At 46.8% G+C, this 21,279-nt stretch carries 17 protein-coding genes and 1 riboswitch; of the genes, 10 read left to right on the top strand and 7 right to left on the bottom strand.

All coding sequences use genetic code 11. The features are described from left to right. Nucleotides 1-245: 245 nt before the first annotated feature. The 8 genes from glgX to JMI88_RS03885 all read left to right on the top strand — a co-directional run bounded on the left by glgX (nt 246) and on the right by JMI88_RS03885 (nt 11,017). Nucleotides 246-2,351, top strand: coding sequence for a glycogen debranching protein GlgX (gene glgX / locus JMI88_RS03920; RefSeq protein WP_201360427.1), 2,106 nt, complete (start codon nt 246-248; stop codon nt 2,349-2,351). A 292-nt stretch (nt 2,352-2,643) separates the two neighbouring features. Continuing rightward, complete coding sequence (locus tag JMI88_RS03915) at nt 2,644-5,253, top strand: PEP/pyruvate-binding domain-containing protein (protein ID WP_201360426.1); 2,610 nt, start codon at nt 2,644-2,646, stop codon at nt 5,251-5,253. A 685-nt stretch (nt 5,254-5,938) separates the two neighbouring features. Then, nucleotides 5,939-6,325 (top strand): hypothetical protein, encoded by a 387-nt coding sequence (locus JMI88_RS03910; RefSeq protein ID WP_201360425.1) that lies wholly within the window; start codon nt 5,939-5,941, stop codon nt 6,323-6,325. A 548-nt stretch (nt 6,326-6,873) separates the two neighbouring features. After that, nucleotides 6,874-7,845 carry an alpha/beta hydrolase family protein gene (locus JMI88_RS03905; RefSeq protein ID WP_201360424.1) on the top strand — a complete coding sequence of 324 codons (972 nt, stop codon included), beginning with the start codon at nt 6,874-6,876 and terminating at the stop codon, nt 7,843-7,845. 19 nt (nt 7,846-7,864) lie between these two features. After that, nucleotides 7,865-8,152, top strand: coding sequence for a hypothetical protein (locus tag JMI88_RS03900; RefSeq protein ID WP_201360423.1), 288 nt, complete (start codon nt 7,865-7,867; stop codon nt 8,150-8,152). 106 nt (nt 8,153-8,258) lie between these two features. Then, entirely contained in the window at nt 8,259-8,885 is a 627-nt protein-coding gene (locus tag JMI88_RS03895) for a TetR/AcrR family transcriptional regulator (RefSeq protein ID WP_201360422.1), read from the top strand. Between the two features lie 255 nt (nt 8,886-9,140). Continuing rightward, the gene (locus JMI88_RS03890) at nt 9,141-9,998 is read left to right on the top strand and encodes a LamG domain-containing protein (RefSeq protein WP_201360421.1); all 858 of its coding nucleotides are present in this window, start codon (nt 9,141-9,143) and stop codon (nt 9,996-9,998) included. Between the two features lie 107 nt (nt 9,999-10,105). Further along, complete coding sequence (locus JMI88_RS03885) at nt 10,106-11,017, top strand: sugar phosphate isomerase/epimerase family protein (protein ID WP_201360420.1); 912 nt, start codon at nt 10,106-10,108, stop codon at nt 11,015-11,017. A gap of 39 nt (nt 11,018-11,056) precedes the next feature. Here the strand turns inward: JMI88_RS03885 and JMI88_RS03880 are convergent, their stop codons facing one another. From JMI88_RS03880 to ribD, 4 genes are read right to left on the bottom strand one after another with little or no spacing between them, the layout of a single operon-like run. Further along, nucleotides 11,057-11,647, bottom strand: a complete 591-nt coding sequence (locus JMI88_RS03880; protein WP_201360419.1) for a riboflavin synthase — start codon at nt 11,645-11,647, stop codon at nt 11,057-11,059. A 29-nt stretch (nt 11,648-11,676) separates the two neighbouring features. Continuing rightward, entirely contained in the window at nt 11,677-12,156 is a 480-nt protein-coding gene (ribH, locus tag JMI88_RS03875) for a 6,7-dimethyl-8-ribityllumazine synthase (RefSeq protein ID WP_201360418.1), read from the bottom strand. After that, a complete protein-coding gene (gene ribA / locus JMI88_RS03870) occupies nt 12,153-13,418 on the bottom strand; it encodes a GTP cyclohydrolase II (protein ID WP_201360417.1) in 1,266 nt (421 codons plus the stop codon). Before ribA ends, ribH begins: the two co-directional genes overlap by 4 nt. A 60-nt stretch (nt 13,419-13,478) precedes the next feature. Next, complete coding sequence (gene ribD / locus JMI88_RS03865) at nt 13,479-14,603, bottom strand: bifunctional diaminohydroxyphosphoribosylaminopyrimidine deaminase/5-amino-6-(5-phosphoribosylamino)uracil reductase RibD (protein ID WP_201360416.1); 1,125 nt, start codon at nt 14,601-14,603, stop codon at nt 13,479-13,481. Nucleotides 14,604-14,944: 341 nt separating this feature from the next. Then, nucleotides 14,945-15,104: riboswitch (FMN riboswitch) on the bottom strand. 296 nt (nt 15,105-15,400) lie between these two features. Between ribD and JMI88_RS03860 the strand changes: the two genes are divergently transcribed. Next, entirely contained in the window at nt 15,401-16,177 is a 777-nt protein-coding gene (locus JMI88_RS03860; RefSeq protein WP_201360415.1) for an SDR family NAD(P)-dependent oxidoreductase, read from the top strand. Nucleotides 16,178-16,302: 125 nt separating this feature from the next. Then, nucleotides 16,303-17,331: a Gfo/Idh/MocA family protein gene (locus JMI88_RS03855; protein ID WP_201360414.1), complete on the top strand. Its 1,029-nt coding sequence runs from the start codon at nt 16,303-16,305 to the stop codon at nt 17,329-17,331. A gap of 150 nt (nt 17,332-17,481) precedes the next feature. Here JMI88_RS03855 and JMI88_RS03850 read toward each other — a convergent pair whose 3' ends face one another. The 3 genes from JMI88_RS03850 to rhaI all read right to left on the bottom strand — a co-directional run bounded on the left by JMI88_RS03850 (nt 17,482) and on the right by rhaI (nt 21,263). Further along, nucleotides 17,482-18,435, bottom strand: a complete 954-nt coding sequence (locus JMI88_RS03850) for an LLM class F420-dependent oxidoreductase (protein ID WP_201360413.1) — start codon at nt 18,433-18,435, stop codon at nt 17,482-17,484. A 147-nt stretch (nt 18,436-18,582) separates the two neighbouring features. After that, on the bottom strand, nt 18,583-20,049 hold the full coding sequence (locus JMI88_RS03845; RefSeq protein WP_201360412.1) for a rhamnulokinase: 1,467 nt from the start codon (nt 20,047-20,049) through the stop codon (nt 18,583-18,585). After that, complete coding sequence (gene rhaI, locus JMI88_RS03840) at nt 20,043-21,263, bottom strand: L-rhamnose isomerase (RefSeq protein WP_201360411.1); 1,221 nt, start codon at nt 21,261-21,263, stop codon at nt 20,043-20,045. Before rhaI ends, JMI88_RS03845 begins: the two co-directional genes overlap by 7 nt. Nucleotides 21,264-21,279 lie beyond the last annotated feature (16 nt).

Below are 21,279 nucleotides of genomic sequence, written 5' to 3'. Positions count from 1 at the left end.
AAGGCTCGTTGCGGCAGCGCAAAGAATGTGCTGGAGGTGAAACACAATAAGTGTGTTAGCAACCCCAATTAATTCAATGATATAATGATTTTTCTTATCAGGAGTATAGAGTGAAACATGGGAGAAAGCATCGACTGAAGGGTTGATTTAAAAATATAGTTTCAGGATGTAAACCTTCACTTGCAGAGTAACTATAGCAACGACTCACCGTTATATATAGCAGAATTACACAGGAAGGGAAAGCAATGTATATTGTTGAAGCAGGTCGCCCACGTCCTTTAGGAGCCACACCAGATGCTAACGGAATAAATTTCTCGATATTTTCGGAACATGCCACGAATATCGAACTATTACTATTTGAGAAAAGCAACGACACTATTCCTATTCAAACTATTCTGCTAGATCAATTAAAAAACCGCACATTTCATTTCTGGCATGTCTATGTAAGAGAATTGAAAGCGGGCGCACATTATGCCTATCGCATCTTTGGAGCAGCACAAACAGAAATTACCGGTGATCGTTTTAACTTCAACAAAGTCTTGATAGATCCATATTGCCGGGGTATTACCACCGACTTATGGCAGCGAGGTGATGCCATTGGTGAGGCCGACAATGTTGAAACCTCTTTAAGAAGTACCGTGGTAGATATCTCCAACTACGACTGGGAAGGGGATCAATGTCTAAACAAACCAATGAGTGAGACTATTATTTATGAGATGCACGTTGGTGGTTTTACTCGTTCACCTTCATCACACAGCGCTCATCCTGGATCATTTGCCGCTCTAATAGAAAAAATTCCATACCTGCAAGAGCTGGGTATTACTGCGGTAGAATTGATGCCTGTCTTTGCATTTGATCCAACCAGCGTGAGCCGTACCAATCCCCTTACGGGAGAGCGGCTCAGCAACTATTGGGGCTATGATCCAATTTGCCATTTTGCTCCACACCCTGGCTATTGCATTGATGCGGAAGGCCTAAATCATATCAATGAATTTCGAGACATGGTCAAAGCCTTACACAAAGCTGGCATCGAAGTCATCCTAGACGTTGTTTTTAACCATACTGGTGAAGGGGACGAGAACGAGCCGACCATCAGTTTCAAAGGCATAGATAATCGTATCTACTATTTTCTAGATCCTCATGACAAGCGAACCTATCTCAACTACTCAGGATGTGGAAACACCTTTAATTGCAACCATCCTATCGTAGCCAAACTAATCACCGAATGCCTGGTTTTCTGGGTTAAAGAAATGCATGTAGATGGTTTTCGTTTTGATGAAGGTTCTATTTTGAGTCGAGGAGTCGACGGCAAGCCAATGGAATATGCACCAGTTCTCTGGACAATTGAGCTATCGGACATTTTAGCTGACACCAAAATCATTGCTGAACCATGGGATGCAGCAGGACTTTACCAGGTCGGAAATTTCCCTGGCTATCGGTGGGCGGTCTGGAATGGACAATATCGAGATACCATTCGTAGCTTTGTCAAAGGGGATAGTGGAATTGTCGGGGCCGTAGCATCACGCATAGCTGGCAGCCAGGATATCTTTAGCGAACCCGGACAGAGACCAATTAATGGTATTAACTTCGTCACCTGCCATGATGGTTTTACGCTCAACGACCTGGTGTCCTATAATGACAAGCACAACGAAATGAATGGAGAGAACAATAGAGATGGCCTCAATTATAACAGCAGCTGGAATCATGGTGTAGAGGGAGAGACGCAGAACGCAGACATACAACAACTACGAAGCAGGCAAATAAAAAACTTTTTGACCATCCTTCTTATTTCTCAGGGAGTACCTATGCTGCTAGCTGGAGACGAAGTACGTCGCACACAGCAAGGGAATAATAACGCCTATTGCCAGGACAACGAAATCACCTGGTTTAACTGGGAATTGCTCGAAGAGAACGCTGAGTTGCTTCAGTTCTTCAAGCGCATGATTGCATTCCGCAAACAGTACTCCAGTGTCAGAAGAGAGCGTTTTTTCAGCGGCATCACAGACAGGCATGGTAAAAAAGACATTGAATGGCATGGTTGTCAACTAGGGAATCCTGGCTGGGATGATCCAGCCTCACGTGTACTGGCTTTTACTATCTGGGCAGGTGAAGAAACACATGACATCCATGTCATGATGAATATGGATTTTGCCAGGCTTGAATTTGAAATCCCACTAGCAGGCAAAGAGAAAGCCTGGAAAAGAGTCATCGACACAGCCCTGGCAAGTCCTAATGATATTGTGCAACAAGAACAAGCCCCATACACTATAGAGAACAAATATGGACTTGAACCTCACAGTATTGTCGTGTTGGTGAGTGCCAAACGCCCATCCACCTACCAGGACCGATAAGCTTTCCCGCGCCACTTGACTTTTTACATCTCTCGAGCTATATTCCTTGCAGGCAATTTTATGACTAAATCAGGTGATTTAGTCATAAAATTGAAATAGTTACAGCAGCTAAAGCGTTACCTGGTCGTAGCTCTTCATGTACACCTTTTGGACCGCCTGCGCTAGTTCTCGAAAAGACCATGGCTTCCTATAGCCTAGAATTGATTAATGTCACCAGAGATATACGATCGCTTTAGAAATATAAGCGCTATAAAAATAGATCTCTTTAGGGAGAAAGAGAGGAGTAGGAGAGATGAGTGTTGAACAGACTCTGCCCTTTGTTGTGGCTCTAGACGCAGCGTCAGCGACCCTGGAGCAGGTGGGAGGAAAAGGGGCGTCCCTGGCACGCATGGCAGCAGCTGGCTTGCCCATACCACATGGATTTCACATCACGACCAATGCTTATCGGCGTTTTGTTGAAGTGAATAAGTTACAAGAAAAAATTCTAGCAGTAACCAGCATAAAAGCAGAGGATGTATCAGCACTCGAAGCCGCCGCCCAGCAAATCGGCCAGCTATTCGAGCAAGGCCATATGCCTGAAGAGATTGCCACCGCGATTCAATTAGCATATATAGAGCTAGGTGGAGACGAATTGTCCGTAGCCGTACGCTCATCGGCCACGGCCGAAGATTTACCTGGAATGTCATTTGCAGGTCAGCAAGAAACGTATCTTAACATCTACGGACAAGCGAGCGTACTGGACGCGGTCAAACGTTGCTGGGCCTCGCTGTGGACGGCGCGAGCCATAAGCTATCGCGCACGCTATAATATTTCCTCACAGGATGTGAGCCTGGCTGTCGTAGTTCAGGAACTAGTTGCAGCTACAGCCGCAGGAGTACTTTTCACCGTAGATCCGTTAAGCGGAGAGCATAACCAAATGATGATCAATGCTACCTGGGGATTAGGAGAGGCGTTGGTGGGAGGTCTGGTCACGCCCGACACCATAATAGTGGAAAAGGCAAGCGGCAGGATTAGCAAGCAGGAAGTGGCCGAGAAAAGGCTAATGACAGTGCGTACTCCTCAAGGCACGCATGAAGTACCTGTCCCACAAGATAAGCGCACGGTCCCCGTACTTACATTCAAGCAAGCGATGGAATTGGCGCATATTGGTATAGAGATAGAGAAATTATACGATCAAGCAATGGACATCGAGTGGGCATTCAAGGATGGGCATTTCTTTATTGTGCAAGCCCGCCCAATTACGACCTTAAGCAGTAAAAATGTAGAGTTTGAAACGTGGAATGACAGTCTGACCAGCAATTGCTTATGGACGAATGCGAACCTGGGTGAAGCTGTACCCGATGTCATGACACCCTGTACCTGGTCATTAATCCAGATTTTTATGTCCGAAGCAACATCACCAATGTTTGCAAAAGGAATTAAAGAGTATATGCCAATAGGTAATATTGGTGGACGTTTTTACATGAACCAGAGCCTGACCACAACCATATCTAGCATATTCGGAGCAGGCAAAAAGCGTCTCATGACCGTAGTGGAAGAAGTTTTTGGGCATATTCCTGATGATATGGAGATCCCTCTCCTACCAGCCTCTCGTTGGAAACTGCTCAAAGCCATAATGGTGATCGCCATACAACTCCAGAGGCGTCTGCGAACCAATCAAAAGAAGCTAGCCGAATTTCTGGTCGAAGCACCAAAGCACAGCGAAGAATTACGGACTCGACTGCAGAACGCGTCTAGCGCAGCAGAGCTGGTCGATATCTGGCAGCGAGACCTGGAGCCTTTTTTTCGCGAGTGTAGCAGCATGTTAGAAGCAGCAGCCAGGCAAGATGGAAATGCTATGATCTGGATCAGCAGTGATCTGCGCCGCTTAATCGGTAATGCTGACGCTAACATATTACTATCCGGGCTGGGTATAGAGACCAACCAGCTGGCAAGCCTGGATCTATTATTGGGATTGAGTCGGTTGGATCGCGGCGAGATCGATCGTGCTACTTTTGTACGATTGTACGGCCACCGCTGTCCGAACGAATTTGAAGTCTCGCTTCCACGTCCGGCAGAAGATGCAGCCTGGATTGATCAACAACTGCGCAGCCTGCACGAAGCACCAGTGAATGTAGATGCACTGCTGGCGCGCCAGAAAGACTTACGGGCGGCCGCATGGGAGCGATTTCAGCAGCGCTATCCACGGAAAGCCGCAAGCATACAAAAACGCCTGAGCAAAGCGGCGCGTATATTTCGCGACCGCGAAACGGCTCGATCTGAAGTTGTGCGGGCCTTCTGGGCGCTGCGCACATTTGTTGTCCGGGCAGGAGAGCTTACCGGTCTGGATGATGGACTATTCTTTCTAACGATTGATGAGATTATCAAATTTCTTAGAGGCAACAAATCAGTTTTAGAACATATCCCAACACGGAAAGCCACCTATGAGCGTTACCGCAAACTACCACCATACCCGGCACTCATTTGTGGGCATTTCGATCCAGTGCAATGGGCGTCAGATCCTCAGCGTCGTAGCGACGTCTTTGATGCACGCCATGATATCCATATTCCTACAGGAGCTGTGATTACCGGTTTTCCAGGCGCTGAAGGTATCATTGAAGGAACGGTACGGGTGATTGCCAACGCTGACGAAGGCAACCGGCTGCAACCAGGAGAGATCATGGTCACTATTGTAACTAATGTAGGCTGGACACCCCTCTTTCCGCGCGCAGCAGCTATTGTGACCGACGTCGGAGCACCACTATCCCATGCTGCTATCGTGGCGCGTGAACTAGGGATACCAGCTGTTGTCGGCTGTGGCAACGCAACAATGCGTCTGCACACAGGAGATCGAGTGCGAGTCAATGGCACCCAGGGCACTGTAGAGATACTCAGTACAGAGCATTCATCTTCAATTGAATAGTTGTTTTGAACCAGGAAACGAAGGGTGTATTAACATCTCATCTCAATACGCCCTTCATTGTCCGGATTTTTCATCTTTCATTAATGTATTATCACCTGATCTCTCTATGCACTAAAGGAAAATTATGAGGGCTCTCACGGGTTTGATAACTGTTGCAGTATATAAGCATTCAGCAAAAAATGCACTATTGCCAGCTAACAGAATACTACCTCCTGGTTGTTACAAATTCCCTAGTTGGAGGAGCTGTATCCCTACTCTTATTTTCATAGCAGGTGCTTTTTGATGAGAGATTGAAGCAATGGAGCGAATAGACGATTCCCTTCAGAAAATTATTACCATTATGTGTATCGCCGCTTAGTAATTTATTTCTGATTTATAGATATACATGTATTTTTTATCGAAAAAGAAAGTAAAAGTAACTCACCAAAAAGTAATAAAAATTACGGATTGTAAGATATATTTGTCTTATGGAATAGGTTGAATGTAAAATAGAGTCAGCGGTTGATGTGATAAATACAGTCCCAAGGAAGGGAGCATTATTTATCTAGAACTCACGGGGATAGAACTCCGAGAGGGCCTATTGAATTGGTCTTATTCAGGAGCCTTGTGCTAACCAAATCATATTTTAATATGTGTTGATTTGTAAAATGTAAGTACGGTTTACACGCAGAAAGCAGGTTCTCTAATGTCTTTCTCTTCTCGATCAAATGAAGTTCCGCCACCACCTTTGGAAAAAATTGGTGATCTGGTCTACTCGCCTGGGACTGATCTGCCGTTTGGAAAACGTATACGCATTGGTTTATCCGAGCAAACTATTTATGAGAGTGCAGTGGAGCATGGTTATCGAACAGGTATTCGTGCCCATTTTACATTTATTGAAGATCATGAATGCCCGAATCCCGTACCTCTAGATGACAAACAATTTACAATGATTATTGAGCATCTGGTACCAACTAACCTGAACGCTTTTGAGCAAGGACTCTGGCGTTCGCATTTCATCGCTGGATGGATGGGAGTATATCTGGGATTGGTTACCGATGAGGACGACATGGATCCAGATATAGATCGATAAGTAGGCACACCCTCTCTATCATTAGAGGAAGCGCAAACGGTTTCTGCCTCAAAGTGGTGTTGAAAACCAGAAATATCAAAAGGCTGAGCCCCTTTAAAGGTTCTTTAGAAGAGCACGACCGGCAAAACAGAGAGTTATTGGTCGTGCTCTTTTTTGCTTGAACAATAGGGCAAATGCCCCTATTGTTCAAGCAAGATATTCACCTATACTGGTCTTAGAGAAACTGCGTTTAAGTAGTATCTTTAAAAGAAAGAGCTGGAAGGCGGAAACATACCATGTCTCACCAGAAAATATCGGGACCCTCTGACAATGATTCTCTTAATGCGCCTCCAAACAAGGAAGACAGGCATAAAGGTGATAAGTCGCTTAAGAAAAGGCATAAAAGCATAAGGATACTGTTAAGTATCCTCTTGGTCGTGGGTGTTTGTTTTTCTGTATTTCCCTGGGGACGATCAATAATACGATCTCTCTTTATTCTCCCTGCGCTTATTTCCGCCACGCAACCCGGAATACTGATCAGCAACGGTGAATCCATCAAGCATACGCAAATGACCATTGCCTCGCAGAGCGGCCCTGTGTACCTGGATATATTTATGCCGACAGGTTCGGGTCCTGTAATCAAAAGTGCACGCGGTGGAGTACTGATTGTTCCAGGAGTAGGAGACAACCGACAAGTGCCGCAGTTAATCAATCTATCGGAAGCGTTCGCCCGCACAGGACTGATAGTAATGGACATGACGACTCCAACCTTGATGGACTACGATATTTCCGTACAAGATACTGATGCGACAGTGCAAGCATTCAAAAAACTGGAGAGTCTGCCAGGAATGGTAGGCAGGCATAGTGGTATGATTGCTTTTAGTGGTGGGGTACCGCTTACCTGTTTTGCCGCCGCAGATCCCCGTATCAAAGACGATGTTGCTTATGTAGCTGCCTTTGGAGGATACTTTGATACAAGGACCCTCTTAGAAACCTTTGGAAGCAGAAGTATGATGATAGATGGCAAGGCCGAAGCCTGGCATCCCATTAACGTTCCGATACAAGTTCTCACAAACATGACGACAAAGAAATTTTCCTATGACGAACAAACCACACTCAGAACTGCGCTAGCCAGCAATGCTCAGCCACTGACTGGTGTACAGCTACAAACATTATCGCCGGGAGCGCAAGCAGTCTACCATTTACTCAAAGGGGATGAACCGCAACAAGTTGCAAATAATATGAAGCTTCTCCCGCCAGATATACAACAGTTGCTGGCAGACCTCTCCCCAAAACGGGTGATCAAAGATATTCGCGCGCCAATTTTTTTGCTACATGATCGCAATGATGGCTCGCTGCCCGTCACAGAAACACGAGAATTTGACGCAGCGTTAACCCGATTGCAGCATAAGCATGAATACGTAGAATTCCACATCTTTGATCATGTCGAAGTACGTTCTGGCCTGAACCTGGGGCAACTAGCAGGTGATGGCTTTCACCTGTTTAGCATACTGGATAATTTGCTCTATGCAGGCTCATAGCCAGAAAAGGAGAGAATTCATGTCATTAGCATCGGTATCTCTGTGGCTCATTATCGGTTTATGTATTGGAATGCTAGCTATCGCAGCGCATCTGCAGCCAAAAGAATGGTCAAAATGGTACTGGCCAGGCATGCTGATAACAGGAGGGTGCGCAGGTTGGTTAGGAGGTTGGCTAGGAATCTGGTTATTTGGTCATCTCTTTGCTCCAATCACGGCGCTCTGGATTGCAATCGCTGGTGTCATCCTTATGCCGCGCTGCATCATCGTATTATGGCAAAACAGACCGACAAAAGTCACGGTTGTATAGAAACCCTGATCAGCATGATTAAGAGGAAAAAGCTCTAGTAGCGTTCACTCATTTCTTCATTTCTGTTACAATGGTACGAGACTGAGAGAAACGAGGGAATGAGCTTATGCGGCCCGATGGCCGTTCTTCAATGCGTGAAAGCATATTAGCTGCTGCTGTCCACCTTTTTGCCCAGTATGGATACCACGCAGCACCATTGAGAGATATCGCTCGTATTGCGGGGATACAAGCTGCGAGTATCTATCATCACTATCCCAACAAACAGGCTCTCCTGATTGAAATAATGGAAACCTATATGCTACGTTTGAATGTAAGCCTGGAACATGTACTAAAAGAGTTTGATGATCCGCTCCAGCGCCTACATGAGGCAATTGCCAATCATATTCGCATGCATACAACGTACAAAGAGGAATTCTTTATTATCGACACAGAGATGAGAGCCTTAGAAGAAGAGCATAAAGCACATATCATCTCATTACGAGATAAATATGAAGCTCTCCTGCAGGAACTATTACAAGATGGTATGGAAAGAGGAGTTTTCCGCCAGAGTGATGTAAAGATCGCCTCATATGCCATAATTGCTATGTGCACAGAAGTCGCGACCTGGTTTCGTCCGAATGGAAGATTAAGTGTGCAGCAAGTAATTACAAGCTATCGCCAATTTATCGTAGAAGGGTTACTATTAACGCCAGGAGTCACGCATATGCCTGACGAGACGGCCCATTTGCTCTAGCATCATTCCTCTCAATGAGAATGCAAGTAGCCATAAAGGTATGAAATCATCCATAGTAGCATACCAGATTTCTGCTTTGAACGTAGATAGTGGAAGGGGGAGATCATTCAATATTGAGCTAATGAAAATAATTCAGGCTATTCCATAAGTGATAGCAGTGATGTAATGAGCAAAAAGTAAGCATAGCAGCAGAAACGTATAGCTATCAGTTACGTTTTTACTATAGATATTGAAACAAGGGAGCAACTCACTGTTATGGGAAGTGAAAAGAAGCGCCAGAAAAGATATATAAGACTTTTCGTCTGGGTTGCTTTACTGCTACTTATACTTATAAGCGGCAGTGTTATTTTTGCTGCAAAAATCAAAGGAAGTGAAGGTGATATTTCCCAGGTAGTGCCAACAGCTACTGCCACCAAAGGAGCAACGACGCCCACGGTTACGCCTGCAGTCACCCCCACCACGACTATTACAGCCACGCCAACCCCAACCACATTATTCCACGAAGATTTTTTAGACAATCGCAACGGATGGGCCGTATCCAGTAGCACAGGATATATACGTTCTATGGCTGACAACAAGCTCACCTTATCTGTGGCGGAACACAAAATCTTAATCGAAAATGTTCCAACTACAGCGCCTTTGAGTAATTTCACCCTCGACATGAGTTATATTTTTGAACAAGCAGACAAGAACGATAAAGTAGGGCTCTATCTAAGAGGAGACAGCAATCTCGATCACGACTATCGTATCGATATTTCTGGGAACAATACCATTACCATCAACAAAGAGTATTTAGATGACAACAAATTGCCACAAAGCACAGTGCTGAGCAGCATTACCAGAATCCCATCTATTAAAAAGATCGGGCAAGAAAACAGGCTTGAGGTATCAATGAATGGCCCTCAAATGATATTGAAAGTAAATGGCGTAGAGATTCAGAAGCTAGAAGATTTTGATTACACAAAAGGGCAAATCGCCTTATTTGTAGATAATGGCTGGTCATCAGATGAAGCAACAGCATCTTTCATCAGCATGGACGTTGAGTCTATTGTAGATCCTCTACCAGGCATGACGCCCACTGCAACTCCAGCGAACGGCAGTCCCACTCCATAAACCCAGGCCGGACCATTTGATCCCCTTACTGTCTTACAAGTTTTTGATGGATATTGTATGCAGCGATGCCTCTATCCATGCCATAGCCATAAAGGAGAAGGAGAAATATGAATACTCAAGGCACCCATACAGAACAAATCGCAGCCTTTCCCAAGTGCTTTATGGATGAACTTTGTGTGAGCAGAAGCCTGACATTATTTCAGTGGATAGAGATGGCCGCGAGCTTAGGTGTAGACGGATTAGAGCTATATCCCGGCTTCTTCACATCATTTGAACGTCCTTATTTAACGGATATACGCTCAGCGTTACAAAGGCATCAATTAGCTATGCCCATGCTCTGTGCTTCTCCGGATTTTACCCAACCAGATCAGGCTCTGCGCAAGGCCGAAATTGAGAAATGCAAGCGCATGATAGAACTGGTAGATTTTTTTGCAGCATCCGCGCCGCGAACTTGCCGCGTGCTATCCGGACAAAGAAGGCCAGACATCTCTGAGGAGCAAGGTATAGAAATGGTGGTAGATAGTATCCAGCAACTTCTGCCTTATGCGCAAGCACATGGTGTCATACTGGCCATAGAGAATCACTACAAAGATAACTACTGGACATATCCAGAATTCGCCCAGCATCTACCCCTATTCTCGCGAATTGTCCATGCCATAGACTCACCCTGGTTTGGTGTTAACTATGATCCATCCAATGCCATGCTGGCAGGAGAAGATCCCTTACTCGTGCTTGATGCAGTGAAAGAGCGTGTTGTCAGTATGCATGCCAGTGATCGGCGTCTCCAGCCCGGATATACGCTAGAAGATCTCCGAGCTGAAGAGGAAGGTCCTGGTTATGCCAGCATACTGTGTCATGGCGAAATAGGTACTGGCCTCAATGATTTTCCCAGCATTTTCCAGACCTTAAAAGCGGTCGGTTTTCATGGTTGGATTTCGATCGAAGACGGTGTCAATGGGCTAGACGAATTGCAACGTTCAGTTCATTTTTTGCGTCAAATACTTGCTACCTTTAACTGAAGAGCAGCGTACTGATCAGGCCATTGTTTGCTGATCGTGTCATTGATTGAATTGAGCAGACTGGAAAAAACGCGCAACATAGCGACCAACGATATCGGTTTCCAGATTAAGCAACATCCCTTCAACGGCCTGCCCCAGATTAGTATGTTCGCGTGTGTAGGGGATGAGGGAAATCGAAAAGCGATCGGCCCAGACATCTACTACAGTTAGACTGACACCATTTAAGGCAACGAAGCCTTTGGGAATAATATAAGAGCGCAGGTCGTGCGGTAAGGCAATCACCACATCCAGACCGATACCATCTTCTCGTGTTGACAGGATAGGCGCACACGCCTCTACATGTCCCTGAACCATATGACCGCCCATACGGCCATTAGCTAACAGAGAACGCTCCAGATTCAGGTGATCGCCTGGATGCAAACTGGCCAAACGTGTACGGCGTATGGTTTCCGGCATAGTATCCACACGAAACCAATCTGTTCCCAGTTCTGTAACTGTCAGACAAATACCATCGACAGCAATGCTATCTTTTTCCGCCACATCCTGCAATATATGCCTGGCTGAGATGAGTAAGCCTGTTTCTATGCATTGTTGAAGTATGCCCTGTTCTTCAACGATTCCCGTAAACATAATTGTCCTCCTGATCAAAACAACACAATTTAGCGTTTTTGCCGTAACAGACGAGCCGTGCAGGCAACATCCACCGCTGCTTGCGCAAATTCTCTGCCTCTTGGGATGCGTTGTTCAGCCTGTTGCTGATTTTCTACACAAAGCACGCCCAGAATAATCGGAACGCCTGTATCAAGGGCGACACGTTGGATACCCTGTGCCGCAGCATCTTCAACGACCACATCATGACGTGTTTCTCCTTTCATCACACAGCCAATACAGATTAATGCATCGTATGCTGCATGCGTTAGCATCGCCTGAGCAATGGTCGGCAGTTCATATGAACCGGGAACATACACAACATGGATCGCCTCTGTTGCTACCCCTAGATTTAATAACTCTTGCCGACTCAATGCCAGCACAGCTCCCGTAACAGACCAGTTATAGCGAGCAACAACGAGACCGATCGTAAGGCCTGCACCGTTCAATGGCGTAGTAGATTCAGCGGCATAAAATTGATCCTGTGTCATAGTTCACACTCTTTCCAGGCAGATGAAAAATCAGCAGTTTGTGGATTGACCAGCATATGTCCCAGGCGCTGGTATTTTGTGTGTAGATAACGAATATTATCGGCCGTCGGTTGTATCTCAAGGGGAACGCGTTCAACCTTAACGCCAGCGGATGCAAGAGCCTGTATTTTTCTAGGGCTATTAGTCATCAAACGAGCGTGAGTAATATGGAGATCCTGTAAAATCTCAACGGCTGTAGTATAGTCGCGAGCATCAACGGGATAGCCCAATTTTTCATTAGCTTCGAGCGTATCATAGCCCTGATCTTGCAAGGCATACGCCTGCAGTTTGGCTGAGAGACCGATACCCCGGCCCTCGTGAGGAAGGTAGAGAAGAACACCACGCCCTTCGACCGCAATAGCATGCAATGCAGCCTGTAATTGCGCCTGACAATCACAGCGCTGTGAGCCAAAGATATCTCCAGTGGCGCAGGCCGAATGAAGGCGTACCAATGGAGGAATTCCCTGGTCGCTTGCGAGCTCGCCGAGTACCAGAGCAACATATTGCTGACCCGAAGTTATTTCACGATAAGCCAGCGTTTTAAACTGTGCTTCTGGCAGGGGCAACTGCGTCTGAGCAATCAGGCTGGCGCGATGATCGCGACGAAAACGCGCAATAGCATCAACAGAGATGATACCGATGCCCCAATCACGTGCCATATCACGTAGCACTGCTCCTCGTGCTGCATTGCCAGTGTGATCCAGAACCTCGCAGATGACAGCGCCAGGAGTCAGACCTGCAATGCGCATCAAATCAACTGCTGCCTCCGTATGTCCTCGGCGTTCGAGCGTGCCACCAGCACGAGCACGCAGTGGAAATACATGTCCTGGCCTGGCGAGATCTTCTGGCCGGGTAGTAAGATCGACCAGCGTGCGAATAGTCTGAGCACGATCATGGGCAGAAATGCCTGTTGTCGTAGAGGCATAAGCATCGACAGACATAGCAAAAGCAGTATCCTGCAAGGGTTTCCCTTCGTTAACGATCAGTGGCAGGCGCAATGCATCCAGGAGCTCTCCAGCCATTGCCACACAAATGAGCCCGCAAGCAGAATGCATAAAGAAATTTATCGCCTCTGTAGTGGCAAATTGGGCTGCCAGGCAAAGATCCGCTTCATTCTCACGGTCTTCATCATCGCAGATCAACAGCATTTTGCCTGTTTGAACTGCATGTACCGCATCAGCTATTGACAGATAAGAAGGTGAAAATTGTTGTTGAGTTTCCATATAAACGCTCCAGTCTTACTGATGTCTACTCATCAGGATATAAGGCAAAAAACAAAACAATCAAATATACTTAACGTCACCTCTAATCAAGACATCATCCCCAAATTGCTGGATAGAGCTATTGCACAATTCCCATGCTTCTGACATCGTACCTTTGCCAGAGCCACCCACCGGAGAAGGTGCAGAAGATCCTCCAATAATTTTAGGCGCAATAAAAGCCATAACATGATCGACGCAGCGGCACTCAAAGGCACTTCCAAGGATATGAGAACCTCCTTCCATCAGCACATGCATATAGCCTTGCTGTGCCAGCAACTCTAAGGCAGCCGCAATATCAATGTGATGATGATCGTCCACAGCGACCGGGCAAACGCGTACCCCACGACGTTTCAATGCCTGGATATAGGTGGGAGAGCACGTTTCGCCAACAATAATCCAGGTCCCTGCAGCCAGAGCGGGTTGCAAAAGAGCCAGATGGTCTGGAAGTTGTCCATGTGTAGCCAGGATAACGCGCAAAGGGCCTGAGCGACGAGTGCGCTGCATTTGTACCGATATGTCAGAAGAGAGGCGTGCCGTTAGCTGTGGATTATCTATAGAAGCTGTGCGGGCGCCAATAAGAATAGCATCGACCCGATCGCGCAGATCATGGACCAGGGCACGAGATTGAGGCCCGCTGATCCAGCGAGCGTCACCTGTGTGGGTAGCCAGTTTGCCATCAAGTGTCATCGCCCATTTCGCTGTCACATAGGGACGTTGTTGAGTAATGAACGTTGCAAATGGACGCACGAGTAGAGCAGCAGCCTCCGAATCCAAGCAATGTACAGCGATATCCATAGCGCGTAGCTGTTGTAGTCCTCGGCCAGCGACCAATGGATTAGGATCGAGAGTTCCTACAACCAGGCGTTGAATACCAGCGGCAATGATGGCATCAGTGCAAGGAGGTGTATGGATAGTAACGCAGCATGGTTCGAGCGTGACATAGAGAGTTGCGCCACGTGTAGCCGGACCAGCTGCAGTCAGAGCCTCTATCTCTGCGTGAGGTCCAAATGGTGGAGCAGTAGCGCCCTGACCAACAATTTCCCCATCGCGCACGACAACAGCCCCCACTGGAGGGCGTGGGCTAGTGCGACCTTCAACGCGAGACGCCAAATCTAAAGCTAATTGCATTGTCTCTGAATCATCCACCGTAGATAGTCCTTTTTCTGCAGCAAAACACACAACCACATCAGCGAGGGAATAGATGAGTACAGAGACAGGAGAAGGGGCATCAACAATAGCATCTGTTCAGTAAAAACATCGAATATAATGATCGTGAAGGTCAGCAGTGAACTGCCTATAGAGCCGCCGCATCTCTATAATGACACGCCGACCAACATCTGGAAGAAAAGGCATCTTCCAAACGGAATAGAACCAACACAATCGAAAGGTATCTTGTCAGATGGCAGGCACCAGCAAGTTACCATATCGAAGCACAAACAGACACTATGTTACATGAGACAATAACAACACAGGTAATTAGTTGTTACTGATGTCTTCTCCCATCCGGACTATACCGTCGGCCCTGGAACTTCCCCAGGTCCACCAATGTATGGAATCAAATCCTCATACAGTAGGTCGCGGGCTATACCGCCGATCGGGAATTGAAAATGCATAAAGGCATTTTCTCACCCTGCCCCGAAGACTCTGATGTATTTTATATGTTCAGAGAATAATGAAAAAACAGAGGTTTGTCAACTCTTATGCAGCCGGTCAAAGCAAATAAACGTCTGGTCACGCATGCCGGTGTGAGTGGCAGAGTTCTCGAAAAAAACAACATACAGCGATTTATCACTAAGGACAAGAATATTTCTATAGCGTATATGCATATGAAATGTGCTGGAAGCAGCAATACCAGGTATGTTACACTATAAAAAGGTCAGCTTTCAACAACTATTAATTGTAATAATGTGTCATGGAATATGCAGTATAAAGGAGATTCATTTGTGTTTCGTTTAGATAATAAAATAGCACTAATCACTGGCGCTGGATCTGGCATTGGGCGAGAAATCGCCTTACTCTATGCCAAACAGGGAGCGCATATTATCATTGCAGATATTCAACTGGAAGCAGCGCGCACCGTTACCGGTGAAATTGAAGCACTGGATGGACATGCGCAGGCCGTAGAGTTAAACGTCGCAGACGAAGCTCAGGTCCAGGCTATATTTACCCAGGTAGTGCAGGAACACGGACGGCTTGATATTTTAGTAAACAATGCCGGTGTAAGCCATGTAGGCAATATTCTAGAGACCAGCCTGAACGACTGGGAGCGCGTCATGGGCGTTAATGCCAAAGGAGTATTTCTCTGTGCCCGTGAGGGAGTCAAGCACATGGTCGCGCAACAACCGCAAGGAGGCGTAATCGTAAACATCGCCTCTGTAGCGGGCATGATTGCTGTCGACCGCCGCCTACCCTACGGTGCCAGCAAAGGGGCCGTCATCAGCATCACACGCTCCATCGCCATGGATTTTATCCAACAAAACATCCGTGCCAACGCCATCTGTCCAGGAACAGTGCATACGCCATTTGTTGAAGGTTTCCTCGCCAAGAATTTTCCTGAGACAAAAGATGAAGAACGTAACAAATTGCATGCGCGTCAGCCAATAGGACGTATGGGAAAACCAGAAGAAATCGCCAGCGCAGCGCTTTATCTAGCTTCAGAAGAAGCAGCCTTTATTACAGGATCTACACTAGTCATCGATGGTGGATGGACTGCAAAATAGCTGTCTGAGCAAGTGTATACTCCTGGCTTCCAATAGCAGAAGAAGCGCGAGCCAGGAGTGATTTTATCAGACGCTTTATGTATGCACGCGCTGAATATATGCATCTAAGAATCACAGAGGATATTATGCAACACCAAAAAGTGCGCACCGTTCTGGTCGGATGTGGAGGAATGAGTGGAGCCTGGCTAGAAGCTGTTCGCCAACTGCCTGAAGTTGAAATTGTAGGCCTGATAGATATTTTGGAAGAAGCGGCGAGAAAGAAAGCCACAGATTTCCAACTGCCAAACGCCATAATTGCCAGGGACCTGGCCAGTGTTTTTGAGCAGACAGAGGTAGATGCCGTCTTCAACTGCACCATTCCTGAAGCTCATTATGAAGTTACCATGACTGCACTGAAGCATGGATGCCATGTATTAAGCGAGAAACCGCTGGCCGACTCAATGGAGCATGCAAAAGAAATGCTGGCAGCAGCCCAGCAATCCGGGAAAATCTTTTCAGTAATCCAGAACCGGCGTTATGAGCCAGCAATTCGCCAGATCAAGCATTTTCTGGAACAGAAAACCATTGGCGGAATCACAACCGTGAACAGTGATTTCTATATCGGTGCTCATTTTGGAGGATTCCGAGACCATATGAAGCACGTATTACTCCTGGATATGGCCATTCACACCTTTGATGCAGCGCGCCTTCTAATCGGAGCTGATCCAGTATCAGTTTACTGTAAAGAATGGAATCCCAGAGGTTCCTGGTATGATCAGGACGCATCAGCTATTGCCATTTTTGAAATGGTAGACGGTACCATCTATACCTATCGTGGAAGCTGGTGTGCCGAAGGATTACCTACAACCTGGGAATGTGACTGGCGCGTGATTGGTGAAAAAGGCACACTAATCTGGGATGGAGGAAAGAAGCAGCAGGCTCAGATCGTTAAGGAGACGGGCAGCTTTATTTCAGTCTATCAGGATATAGAAATACCTGCATATGAGGCAGACAATATCGGAGGACATGCAGGTTTAATTCGTGAGTTCTTTGAATGTATTCAAAATGGCACCCAGCCTGAAACGCAAGCTGCAGACAATATTAAAAGCCTGGCTATGGTATTTGGAGCCATCGAAAGTGCTGAAACAGGGCAAGCAGTCAGAATCAGCTGGTAATCGAATTGCCTGCGCATCCGCAAAACGAGTAATTGAAGCAAAAATGGAAAAGCTTTATATTTTGTATAAGCACCTAAAAGATGGAAGATGGAAAGAAGGAAGCGAACCAAGCAGATGGTTCGCTTCCTTCCTGTTTTACTAGAAGCAATGTCAGGAGGCCTGCATGCACTGACGCGCAAACAGACGCACTGATTCCAGATTGGTCGCTGCATCAACAAAGTGAATCAACAGCTCCTGGATGCCAGCTTCCTCATATTCAGCCAGGCGCTGACGAATCTGCGCAGGTGTGCCGATTAAGCTTGACTTGCGTAATTCTACGAGATTATCGCGCTCACCCTGTGTTAATTTTGCGATTGCTTCACTTTCGGTCTCAGCAATAGCACACACATCGACAATAGCGGTACGGCGAATACTATTGAAATCACGACCCAGAGCATCGCAGTGATTTTTAAGAACCGCCAGCTTATGCTTGATATTAGGAATATCACCACCAACATTGCAAGCATCAGCATACTGAGCAACGAGTTTCAAGGTCACCTTCTCACCGCTACCACCGATAAGCAAGGGAATATGCGGTTTCTGAACGCCTTTAGGCTGATTGATCGCTCCTCGGGCCTGATAATACTTGCCCTCGAACGTAGCCTCTTCCTGAGTCCACATCGCCAGAATCACCTGGAGAGCGTCACGCAAGTGGCGTAAGCGCTCAGGAGCGTCGGGATACTCATAGCCATAAGCTCGATACTCATGCTCATACCAGCCTGCACCGATGCCGAAATCAAGGCGACCATGGCTTAGCACATCGACCGTACTGGCCATTTTTGCCAGCAAAGCTGGATTGCGATAGCTATTACAAGTTACAATTTGGCCAATACGAACGCGTTTCGTATCGCGCGCTAGAGCAGCAGTGCTGGTCCAGCATTCGAAAGTTACTTCCTGGGTTGGAGTAGGCACTGTATGGAAGTGGTCATAGAGCCAGATTGAATGATATCCCAGAGCCTCGGCCTCCTGAGCCACGCGGGTCATAGCCTCATATGCCTCGACGGGATCGGGGATCCCAACAAGATCCATACGCCATCCCTGGGGAACAATAACTCCATAATCCATGATAAAATAAGCTCCTTTGTTAGCCCGGAAAATAAGGTCATCAAGACCCGTTACTCTATCAGCCTACGATATTTATGCAAGAAAGTGCAAATCTGCACGACGCTCTGCTAGAAGCATTCCTTCTTTTAAGCGTAATTGAGTCTCAGATTAGATGACCTGACAAAACCGCACATATGCTTCCTCCCACTGAGAAACCTCGAGTGGCTCATAGGTTTGAATAGGAAAGGACCGTCGAACAAGGGAGCGAGCCTGTTGAAGATTTTCCAGATGTCCAAGGGAGATATACTGAACAAGCAAATTGCCAATAGCCGTTGCTTCCACCGGGCCAGCCCAGACCTTACGGCCAAGTGCATTGGCTGTATATTGGCATAGAATCGTATTTTGAGAACCGCCACCGACCACATGTAATCCCGAAAAGCGCTTTTGCACCAGATTTTCAATCATCTCCAGCACATAGCGATAGCGCAGAGCCAGGCTCTCAATGATACAGCGAAATATCTCACCCTCTGTCTGTGGCACTGGTTGCCCTGTTTGCTGACAATATGCTTGTATCTGATGAGGCATATGGGCAGGGCTCATAAACATAGGATGGTCTGGATTGATAAAAGAACGGAATGGAGGTGCTCCAGCGGTCAGTTTTTTCTCTTCCTCAAAGGTAAACTGCTGGCCCTCATTTTTCCAAATACGCCGACATTCCTGCAAGAGCCAGAGCCCGGTAACATTTTTAAGCAGACGAATTGTTTGATTGACGCCTCCTTCATTGGTAACATTCGCCTGCAGGGCCTGAGCACTAAGGATCGGTGAAGAGATTTCTGTTCCTAACAACGACCACGTACCACTGCTGAGGTAAGCAAAATCGGGGCTGGCAGCAGGAACTGCCACGACAGCGGAAGCCGTATCGTGTTCAGCTACGGCAACAACTTGCAGGGAAGGCAGGCCAACCTCCGAACTAATAGCCGGGAGCAATGTTCCAGCCAGCGTACCGGGACTGACAGGAGATTGAAACAACCTGGTGGGGATATCCAACTTCTGCAAGAGAGACGTATCCCAATTTTGGGTAGTTGGATCACACAATTGAGTCGTAGAGGCAATTGTCCACTCGCTCAAGCGTTTCCCTGTCAAAAAGTAGCGCAGGAGCTCAGGTATTAAGAGCAAAGAATCAGCCTGGGCAAGGAAAGAGGAAGCGGAACGTTGCAAGGCCACCAACTGATAAATAGTATTGAAAGAAATGAATTGAATACCTGTGCGCTGAAAAATCTCAGCCTGTGGAACCTGTTGAAAGACCTGTTCCATTACACCATTGGTATGTCCATCGCGATAATGATAAGGATTACCAAGGAGTTCGCCTTGAGTATTTAACAGGCCGAAGTCAACGCCCCACGTATCGATGCCAATGCTCTGAGCATCGGCATGACCCTTCAAACGCGTCTGAATCAATCCTTGTTTGATTTCATGAAGCAAGCGCAGGATATCCCAGTGCATGTGCTGCAGCACATGCACTGGCTCGTTGGGAAAACGATGGGTATCAACGATAGTTAGTTTGTCTGCATCAAACTGACCAACGACTGCTCGTCCGCTGCTCGCTCCTAAATCGAAAGCGAGAGCTTTTACCAACTTGCACCACCTTTACCGCGAGCAAGAATACGCTGACCATAATCGCTCTGTAAATAAGCGCGCATTGGATCAACTGGTACGCCCATTTCTTCACGAACAGCGCGCAGGAGAGGAGTAACATCAAACTCAAACGCTTCACGGACAGCATTCTCAGCGGCCAGAACATCTTGCCGTTCCTGGGCTCGTTTCACGGCAGAGAAATCAATTAAGAGTGCTTTGGCGAACTGCGTTTGAACGTTCAGAATCGAGCGGATCATAGCCGGAATTTTAGGTTCAATGCAGTGGCTCTGATCGATCATATAGGCGATATTAGCAGCCGTCTGATGGACCCCCGCATCGGTAGCCTGGGAAGCATCCAGAATTTGATAGAAGATCAAGAAAAGTTCATAAGGATTGGTTGAGCCCACAATTAAATCATCGTCGGCATATTTACGGCTATTAAAATGGAAGCCACCTAGTTTTTGCTCGTCGAGGAGATAAGCCACAATCTGTTCTACATTTGTTCCCTGGGCATGATGGCCAGTATCAACCAGCACTTGAGCCTGATTGCCCAACTTCAAAGCCATGTTATAAGCCATACCCCAGTCGCCAAGATCAGTATGGTAAAAAGCAGGCTCAAAAAATTTATATTCAATGAGCAAACGCATATGGGGATCCAGCGCCTGATAGATCTCTTGTAAAGAACTCAAGAGACGATGTTTACGCTCACGAATATTATCTTGTCCGGGATAATTAGTACCATCAGCAAGCCAGAGACTAATCAAAGAAGAGCCAGTTGCGCGGGCAATATCGACGCACTCAAGTGTATGATTCACAGCCTGACGGCGAATAGTTTCATTCGAATTACAAAGGCTACCAAAAATATACACATCTTCCTGAAAAAGGTTAGGATTAATCGCTCCAAGGGTGAGTCCCAGGGAATCAGCATGACGACGAAGTTGGTCATAATCCTCAACTTTATCCCAGGGGATATGCAAAGCAACCGAAGGACATGCCCCTGTCACGCGATGGACCTGAGCGGCATCTTCCAGTTTTTCAAACGGATTGCGAGGGACGCCAACCTGCTGAAAGACCTTAAAGCGCGTTCCCGAGTCTCCATAGCCCCAGGAAGGGGTTTCAATCTTCAATGCCTTAATCTGCTGTTTCACCTGCTCAAGATCGATGCCACGATCTGCCTGTTGCTGCTCAAAAAATGTGTATGCCGAAATCCCCATTGACCGCTACTCCTTC

It is taken from the genome of Dictyobacter formicarum (assembly GCF_016587435.1).
This window is presented reverse-complemented; position numbering and strand designations above follow the sequence as displayed.